This is a genomic window from Sphingomonas sp. CCH15-F11 (assembly GCF_001557005.1).
Taxonomy (GTDB): Bacteria; Pseudomonadota; Alphaproteobacteria; order Sphingomonadales; family Sphingomonadaceae; genus Sphingomonas.
In genome coordinates this window covers 1-16,793 of the sequence record NZ_LSKG01000083.1, presented here as the reverse complement: position 1 = coordinate 16,793, position 16,793 = coordinate 1, and the positions used below count along the sequence as shown (strand labels likewise).

The window sequence follows — 16,793 nt, the reverse complement described above, 5'->3', positions numbered from 1 at the left end:
CGGTGATGACGCGCGTGCCGGTCGGCGCGCTGTTGACGGCAACCGCCGGGACCGCCGCGGCGCTGTGCCTCATCCCGTTGACGCTCGAGGGGGCATGGGTCGGCTATCTGACGCTGACCATCGGCCTGTTCACCTCGATCACCTTTCCCGCCGTGTTCACCCTGGCGCTGGAACGCGCGACGGCACCGCGCGCGGCGGTGTCGGGCCTGCTGGTCATGGGGATCACCGGCGGCGCGTTCCTGCCGCTGATTGCCGGCATGCTCGCCGATCGCGGCGGCATCGCGAGCGCGTTCGTGGTGCCTGTGATCGGTTTTGCCGGCGTCGCCTTCTTTGCCTGGCGCGCGCACCGCTGGCGGGGGCTGCCCCGATGATCGAGATCGTCTCGGGCGAGGTGCGCAGCCTGCTGGGCGAGGGCGCCTGGTGGTCCGCGCGTGACGACGCCTTCTACTGGGTCGACATCCTCGGGCGGCGGCTCAACCGCTGGCGCGCCGCGTCGTCGCCCCCGCTCGCGTCCTGGGATGTGCCCGAAATGATCGGCTGGGTGATCGAACGCCAGGGCACGCCCGGCTTCGTCGCGGGACTGCAGTCGGGGGTCCATGTGATCGATCTCGACCCGTTCCGGTGCACGCCGCTCGCTGCGTTCGGCCTCGATGAACCGGAGATGCGGCTGAACGACGCCTGCGCCGACGCGCACGGCAACATCTGGGCGGGGACGATGCGCATCGCCGCGGACCGTCCCGTCGGCGCGCTCTACCGCTTCGATCCGGCGGGTGATGCGGTCCGCGTCGACACGGGGTATACCGTCCCCAACGGCCCGGCGATCAGTCGCGACGGCCAGCTATTGTACCATGCCGATTCGCCGCTGGGCCTCGTCTATCGGCTGCGGCTGGACGATCCACAGCGAACCGCGTCCTGCGCCGTCCACATCGCTTTCGACCCGAGCTGGGGAAAACCGGACGGCATGACCGTCGATGCCGACGACTGTCTGTGGGTGTGCCACTGGGATGGCGGCCGGGTCAGCCGCTTCGATCCGTCGGGCGCGCTGATGCGATCGATCGAGGTGCCGGCGTCGCGGGTGACCAACTGCGCGTTCGGCGGGGCCGACCTCGACCAGCTCTACATCACGACCGCGGCCAAGGACCGCCCCGACGAGCCGCTGGCGGGCGCGATCTTCCGTGCCGACCCCGGCGTTCGCGGCGTCCCGGCGAACCGCTATGCCGGCTAGCGCCGCCCGGGCCCGCCACACCGCGACTTTCGACCAGGGATCAGGACAATGTTGATGGGTGCACGGCTGACGGTGATGCTCTTGGCGCTGGCATTGGCGGGCACCGCAATTCCCGCTTCCGGCGCGCCGGACGGGGTTGTCGCCGGACCGTTCAACCTCCGCTTTCCGCCGGCGTCGGACGGGATCGAGAAGCAGCCCGCGCCCGCAATCGCCCCACTGGCGGCGTGGACGCTCACGATGCAGCTTCGCGCCGAAGCGCCGGGCGCGAATGACGCCACCGTCGTGCGCCTGCCGGGCGCGTCGCCATCGCCGGCGGCCGCGATCGTGATCGACGGTACGGTATTCGGCGTGCGCATCGGCGACACGCTGCACCGGTCCAGCGCCAGGGTGCAGCCGGGGCGCTGGCACGCGCTGGCGCTCGCGTCGGATGGCCGTTCGGTCCGGCTCCACGTCGACGGGCGTGAGGCGGCTGTGATCGGCGCGCCGGTGCCGATCAGCGGCGTGATCCAGGCGGCCCCGCGCGCGCGCGACGGTTCGGGCTTTGCCGGGCGGCTGGCGCAGCTCAGCCTGCACGGTGGTGTCCGCGAACCCGCCACGGCGCCGGCGCAAGCCGCAGCGCCCGACGAGGACTGGCAATATGAATCGGGCAGCCCCGCCTGGCCCCTCCAGACCCGGCAGCAAATGGGTCAGACCGTGCCCCAGCCGCCCGCGACCCGACCGGTCGGCGCGCCGCCGCCGCCCGCCGTACCGCGTGTTGCGGCCACCGCCACGGATGCGCGCGGGGCGATCCGCGCGCTCGGCGACGACCGGTGGGAGCTGGACGGCTGGAGGCTGCGTCCTGCACCCGATGTCGCCGCCGACGGGGCGTCGATCGCACGCGTCGGGTTCGACGCGGGGGGCTGGATTCCCGCGCGGGTGCCCGGCACCGTCCTGACCGCGATGGTCGCGGCGGGCATCTATCCCGACCCGACGATCGGCCTCAACAACCTCGCCATTCCCGAGCATCTCGCGCGGCAGGACTATTGGTATCGCACCGAATTCGACGCGTCGGCATTGACCGGCGGGGCGTTCAGGACGCTCACCTTCAACGGAATCAACTACGCCGCCGAAATCTGGCTCAACGGGGTGCGGCTCGGCACCGTGAAGGGCGCGTTCCGGCGCGGGCAGTTCGATGTCTCGGATGTGCTACGCGCGGGGCGCAACGCGCTCGCGGTCCGGATCTCGCCGCCACCGCATCCCGGTTTGCCGCACGAGGAGTCGGTCCTGGCCGGCCCAGGCGAGAATGGCGGGGCGATGACGATCGACGGGCCGACTTTCGTCGCCAGCGAAGGGTGGGACTGGATTCCCACGGTTCGCGACCGCAATACCGGCATCTGGCAGAATGTGGTGATCGCGGCGCAGGGCCCCGTCGCGATCGGCGATCCCAGCGTCAGCACCGTCCTGCCGCTCCCCGACAACAGCGTCGCCGAGCTGACGGTCGAGGTCCCGCTTGAGAACCGTACCGCCTCGCCGGTGCCGGCGCAGCTGCAGGTGCAGGCGGGCACCGCGCGGATCGAGGCCGACGTCACCGTCGCGCCGGGACACCAGGTCGTGACGCTGACGCCGGCATCGCATCCCGCGCTGCGCATCCGCAACCCCGCGCTGTGGTGGCCGAACGGCTTCGGCGCGCCGACCCTGCACGACCTGACGGTCGTGGTGACGCCCGCCGGTTCGACGCGCAGCGATCGCAAGCAGCTCCGCTTCGGGATCCGCGAGGTAGGGTACGAACTGTCGCTGGTCGCGCCGGACGGCGCGCTGCAGCGCGTGCTCTTCCACCCGACGCGCGCCGATCATCGCGCCGTCGTCGATGTCAGTCATGGCGGCATCCGAAAGGTCGCGGGCGGCTGGGCGGCGTCGTTGCGCCCCGATGCGGCGATGTCGCCCGCGGTGCGCGCGTTGCCCGCGGACGGCATCGCGCCGCATCTCATCCTGCGGGTCAACGGCGTGCGAATCCCGGTACGGGGCGGGAACTGGGGCATGGACGACCTGATGAAGCGGGTCGATCGCGCGCGGCTCGAGCCCTATGTCCGGCTGCACCGCGACGCCAACCTCAACACGATCCGCAACTGGGTGGGGCAGAATACGGAAGAGGCGCTGTTCGCGCTCGCCGACGAATATGGCCTCATGGTCGTCAACGATTTCTGGATCTCCACCCAGGATTATAACGGCGAACCCGGCGACGCCGCGCTGTTCCTGGCCAATGCGGAAGATACGATCCGCCGCTTTCGCCATCATCCGTCGATCGTCCTGTGGCTAGGCCGCAACGAAGGCGTGCCGCCGCCGGTCCTGAACGAGGGGCTCGAGGCGCTGGTGCGCACGATCGACGGCACGCGATATTACACCGGCAACTCGCGTTTGGTGAACATGGCGGACAGCGGCCCGTGGGACTATCAGCGCCCGGAACGCTATTTCACCGATCTCGCACAGGGCTTCTCGACCGAGGTCGGCACCCCCTCCTTCCCGACGCTGGAGGCGTTCCGGGCGATGGTGCCCGCGGCCGACCAGTGGCCGCCGAACGACAGCTGGGCCTATCACGACTGGCATAGTGCGCGGGGCGGCAGCGTCGCGGGCTTCATGGCCGCGATGACCGAGCGGCTGGGCGCGCCCGCCGATCTCGAGGACTTCGAGCGCAAGGCCCAGCTGCTCAACTTCGAATCGCATCGCGCGATTTTCGAGGGGATGAACGCGCGCCTGTTCACCCGCAATTCCGGGCGGCTCCTGTGGATGACCCAGCCGGCGTGGCCGAGCACCGAATGGCAGATGCTGAGCCATGACTATGATACGCACGCCAGCTTCTACGCGATCAAGTCGGCGGCGGAGCCCGTCCATGTCCAGCTGAACCAGCCCGAGGATGCGGTGGCGGTCGTCAACAGCCTGCCGACTGCGCTTGCGGGGGCACAGGTGACCGTCCGGCGCTTGGGCCTCTACGGGCGGCCGTTGTCGGAGCGCCAGTTCGCGACCGACGTCCCCGCGTCGGCGACCCGGCCGCTCGCCGACGCCACGCTGCCGAAGCTCGCGGCGGGCGAGGTGGAGCTGGTTCGCCTCGAACTGCGACGGGCCGGGGATCCGCGGATCGTGTCGCGCAACGATTACTGGCGCACCGGCTCCGATGCGGCGCTTCGATCGCTCAACGACATGCCGCGCGCGCACCTGTCGTTCGATGCGCCGCCGCCCGCGCCCGGCGCGGCGCGGGCCGTCGTGGCGATCCGCAACGAGTCGACCGTTCCCGCGCTCCAAGTAAAGCTGACGCTCGTCGATGCCGATGGCGGGCGGATCCTGCCCGCCTATTATGACGACAATTACCTGACCCTGTTTCCGGGCGAGACGCGGACGGTCGGCATCGCCTGGCCCGAAAGCGGCGCGCCGCCCGCCGCGGTTCGCGTCCGGGGCTGGAACGTGGCCGATACGGCCGTCGACCTGTCGCTTCCCGCGCGAACCGACGGCACGACCCGTCCGGGCGAGCAATGACCGGCGCGCGGGGGCGTGATCGCGCGCAGGGCAGGGCCGCGCTGTCGCTGGCTGCCGTCGCATTGCTTCTCGGCGGTGCCGATGCGCCCGTCCGCGCTGTCCCCGCATATGCGATCGGGGGCGAGCGGGCCGACGCGGCCGGCTGGCGCGCCTTTGGCTGGCCGGGGGCGTGGTTCGAGGGGCGCTTTCGCGGCACGGCGATCGACCTCCGCGTCGACGCGCCGACGCAGTGGCTGCGCCTGCGCGTCGACGGGGCCGAGGTCGGGCTGCTGAAGGCCCCCGGGCGGCATGTCGAGCGGCTGCGCGGCTTGCCGGCGGGCGATCACGTCATCCGGCTGGAACAGGTCACCGAAGCGCGCGGCGCGGGCTCGCGGTTCGGCGGGTTCTTCGCACGCGGCGCGGCGGTGCCGCTGGCGCCGCGCGCCGCCCGCCCGGTCGTGGAATTCATCGGCGATTCGTTCACCGTCGGCTACGGCAACCGGCTGGAACAGGCGCGCTGCAACGATGCCGAGGTGTTCGCCGCCACCGATACTGGCTTGGCCTTCGGTCCGCTCGCCGCCGCCCGGCTCGACATGGATTATCGCATTGTCGCGGTCTCCGGTCGCGGCATGGTGCGCAATTACGACGGCGGGCATCCGTTTCAGGCGATGCCCGACCTGTACGACCGGGCTGTGCCCGGCGTGGCCGGCGACCGTGGTGCGCCGCGACCCTCCCCCGCGCTCATCGTCGTCAATCTGGGCACCAACGATTTCTCGACCCCGCTGCGCGCGGGGGAGGCGTGGGCCGACGAGGCCGCCCTGCGCCGCGCCTATCGCGCGCGTTATGTCGCGTTCGTCGGACGGCTGCACGCCGCCCATCCCCGCGCGCGCTTCATCCTCATGGCCGGTCCCCGCTTCGCGGCCGATGTCGACCAGGTCGCCGAGGCGCTTCGCCCGTTGCGGCCGGCCGTCGTGCGCTTTCCGGACCTCACGCTCGCCGGCTGCAACCGCCATCCGTCCGCTCGCGACCATCAGGCGCTTGCCGAAACGGTCGTCACCACCGCCCTCGCGCTGAAAGGCGATTCATGATTGTCGATCCCGTCCACCCCGCTGCCCCGACCGATGCGGCGCCGGCCGGGCCAATATCGCTGCGCGTGAAGCTCGGCATCGCCGCCGCCGCGATTTCGGGACTGCTGTTCGGCTTCGACACCGCGGTCATCGCCGGGGTGACCAAGGACCTTGTGCGCGTGTTCGAGCTGACGCCCGCGGCGCTGGGGTTCGCGGTGTCGATCGCGCTGTGGGGTACGCTGGTCGGCGCGTTCGTCGCCGGCCCGCTGGGCGATCGCTTCGGCAGCCGGGCGATGCTTGCGGTCACCGCGCTGCTCTATCTCGGTTCCGCGCTTGCGTCCGCCCTGGCGGGGGACGAGCGCACCTTTGCCGCCGCCCGCCTGATCGGCGGGCTCGCCATCGGCGCGTCCTCGGTGCTGGCACCGGTCTATATCAGCGAACTGGCGCCCGCTCGGCTGCGCGGCCGGCTGGTCGGGACATTTCAGCTCTGCATCGTCATCGGCATCCTTGCCGCCTACGCGTCGAACGCGCTGCTGGCGCAGACGGGGGCCGAGACGGTCTGGCGGTGGAAGCTCGGGGTCGCGGTCGCCCCCGCGGCATTGCTGCTGGCGATGACCCTGGTGATGCCGACCAGCCCGCGCTGGCTGATCGGCCGCGGCCGGGTCGAGGAGGGGCATGCCCATGCCGCACGCCTCGGTATCGAGATTGCCACCCGGCAGGACGCGCCGGCGAGCCTGGCGCGCGAGCCGTTGAGCTTCCGGCGGCATCGCCGCCCGATCCTGCTCGCGATCGGGCTCGCCAGCTTCAACCAGCTCTCGGGGATCAATGCGATCCTCTATTATCTGAACGACGTTTTCACCGCGGCGGGATTCAGCAGCCTGTCGGCCGATCGTCAGGCGGTGGCGATCGGGCTGTGCAACCTGGTCGCCACGCTGCTCGGCATGGCGCTGATCGACCGGGCGGGGCGCAAGGCGCTGCTCGTCGCAGGCGGGCTGGGCTGCGCGGTGGCGCTGCTGCTGACCGGCCTCGTCCAGGCCGGGTGGCTCGGCCCGGCGCTGCTGCTGCCGTCGCTGGTCCTGTTCATCCTGTCGTTCGGGCTCAGCCAGGGCGCGGTGATCTGGGTCTATCTGTCCGAAATCTTCCCGCAACCGGTGCGCGCCCAGGGGGCGGCGCTGGGTGCGGGGACGCACTGGCTGCTCAACGCGCTGATCGCCTGGGTCTATCCGCCGATCGCCGCCGCCTCGGCCGCCGCGCCCTTCTTCGCCTTTGCCGGCTTCATGCTGCTCCAGTCGCTGCTCGTCGCGCGCCTGTTTCCGGAAACCAAGGGCCGGACGATCGATCAGGGGGCGTGACCGCGGCCGGGCGCTGCTGTCCGGCCAGGCACCGCAATCCGCCGGGCATCCGCGCGCCGACTGGCACGCGCGTGCCTGCGCACAGGCGAGCCCCCGGCGGGGAAGAATTTCCGGCAAGTCATGAAAAATCCTGGAGCGGGCGAAGGGATTCGAACCCTCGACCCCAACCTTGGCAAGGTTGTGCTCTACCCCTGAGCTACGCCCGCTCTGGCGCTTGGGTGTCCGGTGGCGTGGCCGACCGGCTCCGTCAAGGCGGCGGCCTCTAGCATCGGTCGCCGGGGTCCGCAACCCCCCGGTGCGATTCGGCAAAAGGGCTTGGCTTGGCGCGGCGATGCGCCCACATGGGGCGTTGCCGCAATTCACCGCAATCATCCGCAAGGGAGTGTCTCTTGGCTACGCTGGGCATGTCCGCCGCCGAACGCGAGGCGGTCGAGAATTTCCGCCGCGACGTCGTCGAACCGTCGATGACGCAACTCGTCATCATCGATTTCTGGGCGGAATGGTGCGGGCCGTGCAAGGCGCTGGCCCCCGTGCTGGAGAAGGTCGCCGCCGACTATGCCGGCAAGGGCGTCGTGCTCGCCAAGATCGATACAGACAAGAACCAGTTCATCGCCGCGCAATTCCAGATCCGCTCGATTCCGACCGTCTATGCGATGTTCCAGGGCCAGCTCGTCGCCGACCTGACGCCCGCGCGCACCGAATCGCAGCTGAAGGCGATGCTCGACCAGCTGCTGCGCCAGCTGCCCGTGCAAAGCGAGGCCGCGTCGGTCGAAGCCGAGATCGAGCCGCTGATCGCGATGGGGGAGGATGTGCTGGCCGGCGGCGACGGCGAACGCGCGCTCGCGATCTTCGACCAGATCGCCGACATGGCACCCGCCGACCCCGCGGTCGCATCGGGCCGGGCGCGCGCGCTCGTGCTGCTCGGCCGGTTCGATGAGGCGGAGGCCGCGCTCGCCGAGCTTCCCGACGAAGCCGCCAGGGCACCCGAGGTCGATCGCGCGCGTGCCGCATTGTCGCTGGCGCGTGAGGCGCAGCCGGTCGACGACCTTGCCGCGCTCGCCCGGCGTTCGGCGGCCGCGCCCGACGATCTCGCGCTGCGTTATGAACTGGCCGGCGGTTACATGGCGGCGGGCGACCGCGAAGCCGCGGCCGACACGTTGCTCGCGATCATCGCCGCCGAGCGCGAATGGAATGATGGCGCCGCCCGCCAACGACTGCTCAAGCTGTTCGAAGTCGTCGGGCTCGAGGATCCGTGGGTTTCCGCCCAGCGCCGTCGCCTGTCGGCGATCCTGTTCGGATGAGCCAGCGCATCTCGGTTTTCCCGCTGGGCGGCGCGCTCCTGTTCCCGCGCATGCACCTGCCGCTGCATATCTTCGAACCGCGCTATCGCGCGCTGGTCAGCGACGCGCTCGCCCGCGACCGGCGCATCGGGATGGTCCAGCCGCGCGGACCGGGCGAGCCGCCGCCGCTGTTCGAGGTTGGCTGCCTCGGCCAGATCATCGATGTCGAGGCGCTGGCCGACGGCCGCTACGACATCGTGCTTCAGGGCACCGCGCGCTTCCGCATCCTGCGCGAGCTCGACGTTGCGACCCCCTTTCGTCAGGTCGAGGCCGAGCTGGAGCCTGTCGGTGCCGATGAATCGCTGGCGCTGGGCGAGCGGTCGTCGCTCGAGCTCGAATCGCGCCGATTCGCGGAGGCCCAGGGCTATGCGGTCGACTGGGAAGCGGTCGGGCGGCTCGACGACGAGGCACTGGTCAACGGCATTGCCCAGATCGCGCCGTTCGACATCGCGTCGAAACAGGCACTGCTGGAGGCCCACTCACTGTCGGCGCGCGCCGAGCTGATCGTCCAGCTCATGCAGTTCTTCGGTCGTTACGGCGACGACGGCGCCGCGACGCTGCAATGACCGCGCCCGCCGCGCCGCTCGATCCCTGGCTGCTGTCGATCCTGGTCTGCCCGGTGACCCGCACCCCGCTGCGCCACGATGCCGCGCGCGACGAACTGGTGTCCGACGCCGCGGGCCTCGCTTTCCCGATCCACCATGGCGTGCCGGTGATGCTGGTCGAGGAAGCGCGGGCCCTGGGGGATTAGCGTGCGATCCTGTTTCCCGGTCCCGCTCATCCCGAGCGGCTGACCGGGAACGGGAATGATCGGAAGGCCCAGCCACCTTTTTAGTCGTCACCCCGGCCTCGTGCCGGGGTCCACCGTGCGACCCGCACGGTCCATGATCGGCGCGCTTCCCTTGCACCGCGCATTGGTTCGGCTCCAACCGGCGCGCGACGGCGCTTTGCGGCGCGGTGGACCCCGGCACAAGGCCGGGGTGACAGAAAAATCCGGGCCCAGACTCTCTGGAGAGCGCCTTAATTAGCCGTCATCCTGCCCGTGAAAGGCTGTCCTACTCGCCCGCCGTCAGTCAGACCCGTCGCGATGCCCCGGCCCAGCGATCTTTCGGCGTCAATGGATCCACGTTCGCTCCGACCGAAGTCGAAGCGCGCCCACGCTTTGCGCGCACCCCGAACGAACATCGCACAGCCCGCAACTTCCGCAACTTCGCCCGCGACGACGTGTGGCGTTCAGACGGTCATGCCCTGCAACAGCCGCGGCAGCGCGCCCGATTCGCCCCGGGCTTCGGCCATCAGCCGGTTCTTGACCGGCGGCATGCGCTGGATCGCGGACATGCCGAACCGGCGGATCGCCGACGCCACGCGGCCCGGTACGCCATAGATGCGGTTGAGGCTGTCGGTGGCGAGCGCGACCATGAAGGTGTCGAGGCTGCGCCAGCGCTCATACCGCTTGAGCAGCTCGGCATCGCCGGGGTCCAGGCCGATGCGCATGCCCTCCACCAGCACCTCGACCAGTGCCGCGGCATCGCGAAAGCCCAGATTGACCCCCTGGCCCGCGATCGGGTGGATGCCGTGGCCGGCGTCGCCCACCAGCGCCAGCCGCTCTGCGGTCAGGCGCGCGGTATGGTGAAAGCCGAGCGGATAGCTCGACCGCGGCGCCAGCCGGTCGAGCCGGCCGAGCACGCCGCCCATGCGCTTTTCGGCTTCGGCCAGCCAGGCGCGGTCGGACAGCTTGAACATGCCGGGCTGATCAGCGGCCTTGACCGTCCACACCAGTGCGGAGCGGTGGCCATGTTCGTCGTCGTTCAGCGGCAGGATCGCGAACGGCCCTTCGGGATAGAAGATCTCGAACGCGACATGGTCGTGCGGGCGTTCGTGATGGAACGCGGTGATCATCGCGGCATGGTCATAGGTCCAGCGCGCGACCTTGATCCCCGCCGCCTCGCGCATCGGCGATCCGCGGCCGTCGGCGGCAACCACCAGCCGCGCGGCGACTTCGCTGCCGTCGTCAAGGGTGGCGCGCACGCCATGGGCATCGCGCACCACGTCGACCGCGCGTCGTCGCGACCGCAGCTCGACCCCGCCGGCCGCCTGCACCGCGTCATGCAGCGCGGAGCGCAGCACGCGGTTCTCGTACATCGTGCCCAGCGCATCGTCGTCCGCGCCGGCGACGAAATCGAGCGCGCCGGGGGCCAGGCCGTCGCTGGCGCGGATCGCGCGGATCTCGGACCCCTTGCCCGCCATGCGGTCGGCAACGCCGATCGCGCCCAGCATCCGGTGCGACGCGCTGGAAATCGCCGATGCGCGGCCGTCGAAATCGGGGGCGAGCGTCGCCGCCGGATCGGCCGGATCGACGACGATCGCGGTCAGGCCATGGGCGTCGAGCGCGACGGCGAGCGCGCTGCCCACCAGTCCGCCGCCAAGGATAAGCAGGTCAGCACGGTCCATCCCCGCGGTCTAGAGCCGCGCGGCCACGCTGCCAATACGGGCGTTGCATCCCCGCATCGGCTTGACGCCACGCGCGAACAAAGCGAGACTCCGTGCCGGTTTCCAGTTTTTCCCCGGGGGGTTTCGCGATGGCGAGCCGCACGCCGCCCAGTTTGTGGCGCGATTCGATGAAGGCCGGTGCGCGGCGCAGCATGGTCATGCTCGGCGCGCTGGCGCTGTTCGCGCTGACGCTGCTCGCGGCGGTCGCGCTCGCCTCCTATCATCCGGGCGACGCGTCGTTCAGCACGGTGGCGGGCCCGGAAGTCGCCAACCGCGCCGGCGTGGTCGGGGCGTGGCTCGCCGACCTGTTGCTGATGGTGTTCGGCGTCGCGGTGGCGCTGGTGCTGCCGCTCGGGCCGATCCTGGCGGCGCGGATGTGGCGCGACGTGCCGGTCGGGCCGTGGGGGCGGATGCTGCGCGACTGCCTGATCGGCGTGGCGCTGATGGGCACTGCGCTCGCCTTCGTTTCGACGGCGTCGGTGCAGAGCCTGCCCGCGGGCTGGGGCGGCGTCATCGGCTTTTCAATCGCGTCGCTGATCCAGTGGGTCGTCGGATTCATCCCCGATCCGGTCGCGGTCACCTGGACCAATCGCGGCGTGGCCGTGGCGGTGGCGATCGCCGGCGTCGTGCTGTGGGGGCGCGGGCTGACGATCGAATGGCCGGAGGCGCGCTGGCGGATGCCGCGCCTGCCGGCGCCACGCGTGCGCCGAGATACCGGCGACGCCGATGCCGAGCCGATGCGGCGCGGGCGCGGCGATGTGGAGGACGACCTGCACGACGATCTGCCGCTGATCAGCGCCCCGCGCAAGGTCGCGCGGCCTGATCCGCGCCCCGGCCCGGTCATCGCCGACCGCGCGCTGCCGCCGTCGACCGCCCGGCCCAAGCCCCAGCAGGAATCGCTCGACCTGCGCGACAATTATCGCCTGCCGCCGCTCGATCTGCTCAAGCCCGCGCCCGAACGCGCCAGTCCTGTCGCGGACAAGGCCGCGCTGGAACGCAACTCGCGGCTGCTCGAAAGCGTGCTCGACGATTTCCATGTGAAGGGCCAGATCGTGAAGGTCTCGCCCGGCCCGGTCGTCACCATGTACGAATTCGAGCCCGCGGCGGGGATCAAGGCGAGCCGGGTGATCCAGCTCGCCGACGACATCGCGCGCAACATGTCGGCGATCTCGGCGCGCGTCGCCACCATTCCGGGCCGCAGCGTGATCGGCATCGAGCTGCCCAATGCCAAGCGCGAGATGGTCAGCCTGCACGAGCTGGTCGGCAGCCAGCAGTTCGAGGAACAGGGCGCGCAGCTGCCGATGGTGCTGGGCAAGAACATCGCCGGCGATCCCGTCATCGCCGACCTTGCCCCGATGCCCCACCTGCTCGTTGCCGGCACCACCGGCTCGGGCAAGTCGGTCGGGCTCAACTGCATGATCCTGTCGCTGCTCTACCGGCTGACGCCCGATCAGTGCCGGATGATCATGATCGACCCCAAGATGCTGGAACTCAGCATGTACAAGGGGATTCCGCACCTGCTCGCCGACGTCGTCACCGATCCGCCCAAGGCGGTGCGCGCGCTGAAATGGGCGGTCGAGCAGATGGAGGAACGCTATCGCATGATGGCGAGCGTCAATGTGCGCAGCCTCGCCAGCTTTAACGACAAGGTGCGCGCCGCCCGCGCCAAGGGCCAGACGCTCGGCCGCCGCGTCCAGACCGGCTACGATCCCGACACCGGCAAGCCGATCTATGAGGAGGAGACGCTCGACCTCCAGCCGCTGCCGCAGATCGTCATCATCGTCGACGAGCTCGCCGACCTGATGATGACCGCGGGCAAGGAAGTCGAGTTCCTGATCCAGCGCCTGGCGCAAAAGGCGCGCGCGGCGGGCATCCATCTGATCATGGCGACGCAGCGCCCCTCGGTCGACGTCATCACCGGGGTCATCAAGGCGAACCTGCCGACGCGAATCAGCTTCCACGTCACCAGCAAGATCGATTCGCGCACCATTCTGGGCGAACAGGGTGCCGAACAGCTGCTCGGCCGCGGTGACATGCTCTACATGCCCGGCGGCAAGCAGCTGGCGCGCGTCCACGGCCCGTTCGTGTCGGATGACGAAGTGCAGGCGGTGGCCGAGCACTGGCGCGCGCAGGGCGAGCCCGATTACATCACCGCCGTCACCGAGGAGCCCGAAGAGGGCGGCTTTGCACTCGACGGGTCGCCGGTCGGCGGCGACAGCCCGGAGGACCAGCAATATCGCCAGGCTATCTCCTTCGTCGCGTCGAGCCAGAAGGCCTCGACCAGCTGGCTGCAGCGCCAGATGCGGATCGGCTACAACAGCGCCGCGCGGCTGATCGAGCGGATGGAAAAGGAAGGGCTCGTCTCCCGCCCCGACCATGTCGGCCGCCGCGAGGTGCTGATGGACGAGGACGGGCGACCGTTGAATTAGGCCCCAACCTGGCAACCGGGCGGGTTCACCGCGCGTTCAAGCCCCCCAACCTACGCCCGAACCATGATCCGGAGCCGCATGTCCCCCATCCTTCTCCTCCGCCTCGCGCCGCTGGCCGCCGTCGCCGCATTGCCGGTCGCGCTCCCCGCGCTTGCCCAGCCGACCGGCGATCTCGCTTCCGTTCAGCGGCATCTCGCCGCGGTCGACACCATGGTCGCCGCCTTCAGCCAGACTGACCGCGCGGGCAAGGTGCTGACCGGCACGCTCACACTCAAGAAGCCGGGCCGGATCCGCTTTCAATATGAAAAGGGCGTGCCGATCCTGATCGTCGGCGATGGCAAGGCGCTTTATTTCCTCGATTATCAGGTGCGCCAGAAACAGCGCTGGCCGATCGGGGAATCGCCGCTCGGCATTCTGCTCAATCCTGCGCGCGACCCGTCCAAATTCGCGCGCGTGCTGCCGACCGGCGATTCGCGCGTCATCCGGGTCGAGGCCTATGATCCCAAGCATCCCGAATATGGGCGTATCGACATGATCTTCGCACGCGACGCGGCGTCGCCCGGCGGGCTTCGCTTGCAGGGCTGGGTCGCGCTCGATGCCCAGAACAACCGCACGACGATCCGCCTGTCGAACACGCGATTCAACGTCCCGGTTTCCGATAACACGTTCCGCTGGCGCGACCCGACGAGCCGCACACGGCCAAATTGACCGGCCGTTCATTTGCGCGACAGCTTTCGCACCCTACATAGTGGGAGTGGAAGCGCCCCGGCCGGGATTCCCCCCTGTTGACCGGCCCCCGCGTTTCCCGCCCTGCGTGACGAACGCTCGGTCGGCCCTCGCTCCTTGCCCCCGGAGCGGGGGCCTTTTCGTTGGTGGCGGCGACGTCGGGAAGTCGTGCCAGACGACTTGGGCGCGGCGCTGGCGCAATTCACGCCGCCCGATTACATCGGCGCGGCATGGGCACGCTCAAGATCGCATCGTGGAACATCAATTCCGTCCGCTTCCGCCTCGACATCGTCGAACGGTTCCTGCGCGAGTCGCAACCCGACATCCTGTGCCTCCAGGAAACCAAGGTCATCGACGGCGATTTTCCGCACGCGCCGTTCCACACGCTCGGCTATCGCCACATCGCGATCAACGGCCAGCGGATGCACCACGGGGTCGCGGTGATCAGCCGCGTGCCGCTGGCAGAAGACGACCGGCTCGACTGGCAGGCCAATGGCGAGGCGCGGCATATCGGCGTGCGGCTGGGAAACGGCCTGCGGCTCGAGAATGTCTATGTCCCGGCGGGCGGCGACATTCCCGATCGCGAGCTCAACCCGAAATTCGGCCAGAAGCTGGATTTCGTCGAACGGATGACGCGCTGGTCGGAAGGGCTGGGCGGCGTGCCGACTTTGCTGGTCGGCGATTTCAACATCGCGCCGCTGGAATGCGACGTGTGGAGCCACAAGCAGCTGCTCGACGTGGTCAGCCACACCCCGGTCGAGGTCGCGGCGCTCGGCCGGCTACAGCGGGCAAACGACTGGGTCGACCTCGGCCGCCGCTTCGTGCCGCCGCCGCAGCGGCTCTATACCTGGTGGAGCTATCGCGCGAAGGACTGGCAGGCTTCCGATCGCGGCCGCCGGCTCGATCATATGTGGGCGAGCGCCGATGTCGCAGCGCAGGCGGTCGCGCATCGCGTGCATGAGGACTGCCGCGGCTGGCTGAAGCCGTCGGACCATGTGCCGATCGTCACCGAGTTTGCCCTGTGACCACGCAGCGCGACGTTTCGCGCGCGATCGACGCGCTGCGCCGGGGGTGGGCGATCGACGTCGCGGGCGACGCAGGCGCACTGAGCGTGTTACCGCTGGAAACATCGGATGCCGACGCGCTGACCGCGTTCGACCCCGCCGGTACGGCCAACGTGCTGGTCTCCGCCGGGCGGGCCGCGACGCTCCGGCTCGCCAACCAGCGCGACGCCGCCGATCCCGACCAGCCGGTGACGATCGTGCGCGCGCCATGGATCGACCACCCATGCGCGACCGCGATCGCCGATCCGCAATTCGATCTCGGCACGCCGCTTAAAGGACCGTTCCGCGCGGTCGCGACGCCGGAGGTCGATGCCGCCGCCGCCGCGCTCCGGCTCGCGCGGATCGCGGGCATCCTGCCGGCATTCTTCGTACGTCCCGGCGGCGGCGGGTTCGAGGCAGTGACGGCCCGCGCGATCGCGGCGTTCGAGGATGCGGCGACGTTGCGGATCGCAACGCGCGCGCGACTCCCGGTCGGCGCGGCCGACGATGCGGAGATCGTGGCGTTCCGCACCCCCGATGCGCCCGGCGAGCATGTCGCGCTGGTCATCGGTCGACCGGACGGCAATCCGCCGCTGGTGCGCGTCCACAGCGAATGCCTGACCGGCGACGTGTTCGGATCGCTCAAATGCGATTGCGGGCCCCAGCTCGACGCGGCGCTGCGGGCGATGCGGGATGGCGGCTGGGGCATCCTGATCTATCTGCGCCAGGAAGGGCGCGGCATCGGCCTGATCAACAAGCTGCGCGCCTATGCGTTGCAGGATCAGGGCTTCGACACCGTCGACGCCAACACCCGGCTGGGCTTCGCGGTCGATGCGCGCGATTTCCGGGTCGCGGCGCGGATGCTGACGCTGCTCGGCCAGCGGCGCATCCGGTTGCTGACCAACAATCCGGACAAGGTCGCGGCATTGGCTGCCGCCGGGATCGACGTGGCCGAACGCGTCCCCCACAAACTGCCCGCCAACCCGCATAACGAACGCTATCTCGCGACCAAGCGCGACCGCACCGGACACCAGCTTTGAGCCGGTTGGTATCGGTGGCCGTGCGGCTGGGCAGGGCAGCGATCACCGGTGCGATCCTCGTCTCGGCGGCGGGCGGGATGGCTCGCGCCGGGGATCTGCCCGAGGGCCTGCCCGCACTCGACGCGGCCCGCCGCTGCGACTGGGCGTTGCCCGCCGCGCTTCCCCCCGACGCGCGCGCAATCGTGGCAGCGTTGCCGCCCCGGCTGGTCGGCACGCAAAGCCGAAGGGTCGATCTGCGCCGGCGAATGGCCGAGCTGAAGATCGCCGGGGTCAGCATCGCGGTGATCCGGGGGGGCAGGCTCGCCTGGGCGGAGGGGTTCGGCATCGCCGACATGGCGACATGCGCACCGGTACGGCCCGACACCGCGTTCCAGGCCGCATCGATCAGCAAGTCCTTCGCCGCGACGCTGGCGATGCAGGCGGTCGACCGCGGCGAGCTGGCGCTCGATCGCGACATCAACCGGTATCTCAAGCGGTGGCAGTTGCCCGTCGGGGCCGAGGCGCCGGCCCACGCCCATGCGACGTTGCGCCAGCTGCTCAACCACACCGCGGCGGTCAGCGCGCCTGCTTCGGGCGGTTATCCGCCCGGCACGGC

At 70.2% G+C, this 16,793-nt stretch carries 13 protein-coding genes, 1 tRNA gene and 1 pseudogene; 13 read left to right on the top strand and 2 right to left on the bottom strand.

All coding sequences use genetic code 11. From position 1 onward, the window contains the following. From AX709_RS18890 to AX709_RS07870, 5 genes and pseudogenes are all read left to right on the top strand, one after another. Window positions 1-371 (top strand): annotated as a pseudogene (locus AX709_RS18890) (glucose/galactose MFS transporter); the annotation flags it as partial. Next, window positions 368-1,225, top strand: a complete 858-nt coding sequence (locus tag AX709_RS07885; protein WP_066548501.1) for an SMP-30/gluconolactonase/LRE family protein — start codon at window positions 368-370, stop codon at window positions 1,223-1,225. The pseudogene AX709_RS18890 and the gene AX709_RS07885, both read left to right, overlap by 4 nt. Window positions 1,226-1,279: 54 nt before the next feature. Continuing rightward, window positions 1,280-4,732 (top strand): glycoside hydrolase family 2 protein, encoded by a 3,453-nt coding sequence (locus tag AX709_RS07880; protein WP_231727458.1) that lies wholly within the window; start codon window positions 1,280-1,282, stop codon window positions 4,730-4,732. Continuing rightward, window positions 4,729-5,799 carry an SGNH/GDSL hydrolase family protein gene (locus tag AX709_RS07875; protein WP_066548480.1) on the top strand — a complete coding sequence of 357 codons (1,071 nt, stop codon included), beginning with the start codon at window positions 4,729-4,731 and terminating at the stop codon, window positions 5,797-5,799. The genes AX709_RS07880 and AX709_RS07875 overlap by 4 nt, the downstream gene beginning before the upstream one ends. Further along, window positions 5,796-7,130 carry a sugar porter family MFS transporter gene (locus AX709_RS07870; RefSeq protein WP_082731678.1) on the top strand — a complete coding sequence of 445 codons (1,335 nt, stop codon included), beginning with the start codon at window positions 5,796-5,798 and terminating at the stop codon, window positions 7,128-7,130. The genes AX709_RS07875 and AX709_RS07870 overlap by 4 nt, the downstream gene beginning before the upstream one ends. Window positions 7,131-7,261: 131 nt before the next feature. On the opposite strand, the gene AX709_RS07865 is transcribed toward AX709_RS07870, so the two are convergent. Beyond that, window positions 7,262-7,336 (bottom strand) — tRNA-Gly (locus AX709_RS07865). A gap of 198 nt (window positions 7,337-7,534) precedes the next feature. Here AX709_RS07865 and AX709_RS07860 point away from each other — a divergent pair. Genes AX709_RS07860 through AX709_RS07850 form a run of 3 tightly spaced genes read left to right on the top strand, consistent with a single transcriptional unit; the run spans window position 7,535 to window position 9,221 of the window. After that, window positions 7,535-8,431, top strand: a complete 897-nt coding sequence (locus AX709_RS07860; RefSeq protein WP_066477207.1) for a tetratricopeptide repeat protein — start codon at window positions 7,535-7,537, stop codon at window positions 8,429-8,431. Further along, window positions 8,428-9,036 carry an LON peptidase substrate-binding domain-containing protein gene (locus AX709_RS07855; RefSeq protein WP_066477209.1) on the top strand — a complete coding sequence of 203 codons (609 nt, stop codon included), beginning with the start codon at window positions 8,428-8,430 and terminating at the stop codon, window positions 9,034-9,036. Before AX709_RS07860 ends, AX709_RS07855 begins: the two co-directional genes overlap by 4 nt. Continuing rightward, a complete protein-coding gene (locus tag AX709_RS07850) occupies window positions 9,033-9,221 on the top strand; it encodes a Trm112 family protein (protein WP_066548474.1) in 189 nt (62 codons plus the stop codon). Before AX709_RS07855 ends, AX709_RS07850 begins: the two co-directional genes overlap by 4 nt. Window positions 9,222-9,703: 482 nt before the next feature. Here AX709_RS07850 and AX709_RS07845 read toward each other — a convergent pair whose 3' ends face one another. Beyond that, on the bottom strand, window positions 9,704-10,921 hold the full coding sequence (locus tag AX709_RS07845; protein WP_066548472.1) for an FAD-dependent monooxygenase: 1,218 nt from the start codon (window positions 10,919-10,921) through the stop codon (window positions 9,704-9,706). A 128-nt stretch (window positions 10,922-11,049) separates the two neighbouring features. Here AX709_RS07845 and AX709_RS07840 point away from each other — a divergent pair, with 128 nt between their 5' ends. The 5 genes from AX709_RS07840 to AX709_RS07820 form a co-directional block, all read left to right on the top strand. Further along, window positions 11,050-13,389: a DNA translocase FtsK gene (locus AX709_RS07840; protein ID WP_066548470.1), complete on the top strand. Its 2,340-nt coding sequence runs from the start codon at window positions 11,050-11,052 to the stop codon at window positions 13,387-13,389. 78 nt (window positions 13,390-13,467) lie between these two features. Further along, window positions 13,468-14,097, top strand: coding sequence for a LolA family protein (locus AX709_RS07835; protein WP_066548505.1), 630 nt, complete (start codon window positions 13,468-13,470; stop codon window positions 14,095-14,097). A 248-nt stretch (window positions 14,098-14,345) separates the two neighbouring features. Further along, on the top strand, window positions 14,346-15,140 hold the full coding sequence (locus tag AX709_RS07830; RefSeq protein ID WP_066548468.1) for an exodeoxyribonuclease III: 795 nt from the start codon (window positions 14,346-14,348) through the stop codon (window positions 15,138-15,140). Next, complete coding sequence (gene ribA, locus AX709_RS07825; protein WP_066548466.1) at window positions 15,137-16,198, top strand: GTP cyclohydrolase II; 1,062 nt, start codon at window positions 15,137-15,139, stop codon at window positions 16,196-16,198. The genes AX709_RS07830 and ribA overlap by 4 nt, the downstream gene beginning before the upstream one ends. Further along, a partial coding sequence (locus tag AX709_RS07820; protein WP_156454197.1) for a serine hydrolase domain-containing protein occupies window positions 16,195-16,793 on the top strand: 599 nt, incomplete at its 3' end. The genes ribA and AX709_RS07820, both read left to right, overlap by 4 nt.

Coding starts and splice junctions, on each gene's coding strand:
- AX709_RS07830 (WP_066548468.1), top strand. CDS start 14,346: ATGGGCACGCTCAAGATCGCATCGTGGAACATCAATTCCGTCCGCTTC.
- AX709_RS07855 (WP_066477209.1), top strand. CDS start 8,428: ATGAGCCAGCGCATCTCGGTTTTCCCGCTGGGCGGCGCGCTCCTGTTC.
- AX709_RS07840 (WP_066548470.1), top strand. CDS start 11,050: ATGGCGAGCCGCACGCCGCCCAGTTTGTGGCGCGATTCGATGAAGGCC.
- AX709_RS07850 (WP_066548474.1), top strand. CDS start 9,033: ATGACCGCGCCCGCCGCGCCGCTCGATCCCTGGCTGCTGTCGATCCTG.
- AX709_RS07835 (WP_066548505.1), top strand. CDS start 13,468: ATGTCCCCCATCCTTCTCCTCCGCCTCGCGCCGCTGGCCGCCGTCGCC.
- AX709_RS07845 (WP_066548472.1), bottom strand. CDS start 10,921: ATGGACCGTGCTGACCTGCTTATCCTTGGCGGCGGACTGGTGGGCAGC.
- AX709_RS07885 (WP_066548501.1), top strand. CDS start 368: ATGATCGAGATCGTCTCGGGCGAGGTGCGCAGCCTGCTGGGCGAGGGC.
- AX709_RS07880 (WP_231727458.1), top strand. CDS start 1,280: ATGGGTGCACGGCTGACGGTGATGCTCTTGGCGCTGGCATTGGCGGGC.
- AX709_RS07860 (WP_066477207.1), top strand. CDS start 7,535: ATGTCCGCCGCCGAACGCGAGGCGGTCGAGAATTTCCGCCGCGACGTC.
- AX709_RS07875 (WP_066548480.1), top strand. CDS start 4,729: ATGACCGGCGCGCGGGGGCGTGATCGCGCGCAGGGCAGGGCCGCGCTG.
- AX709_RS07870 (WP_082731678.1), top strand. CDS start 5,796: ATGATTGTCGATCCCGTCCACCCCGCTGCCCCGACCGATGCGGCGCCG.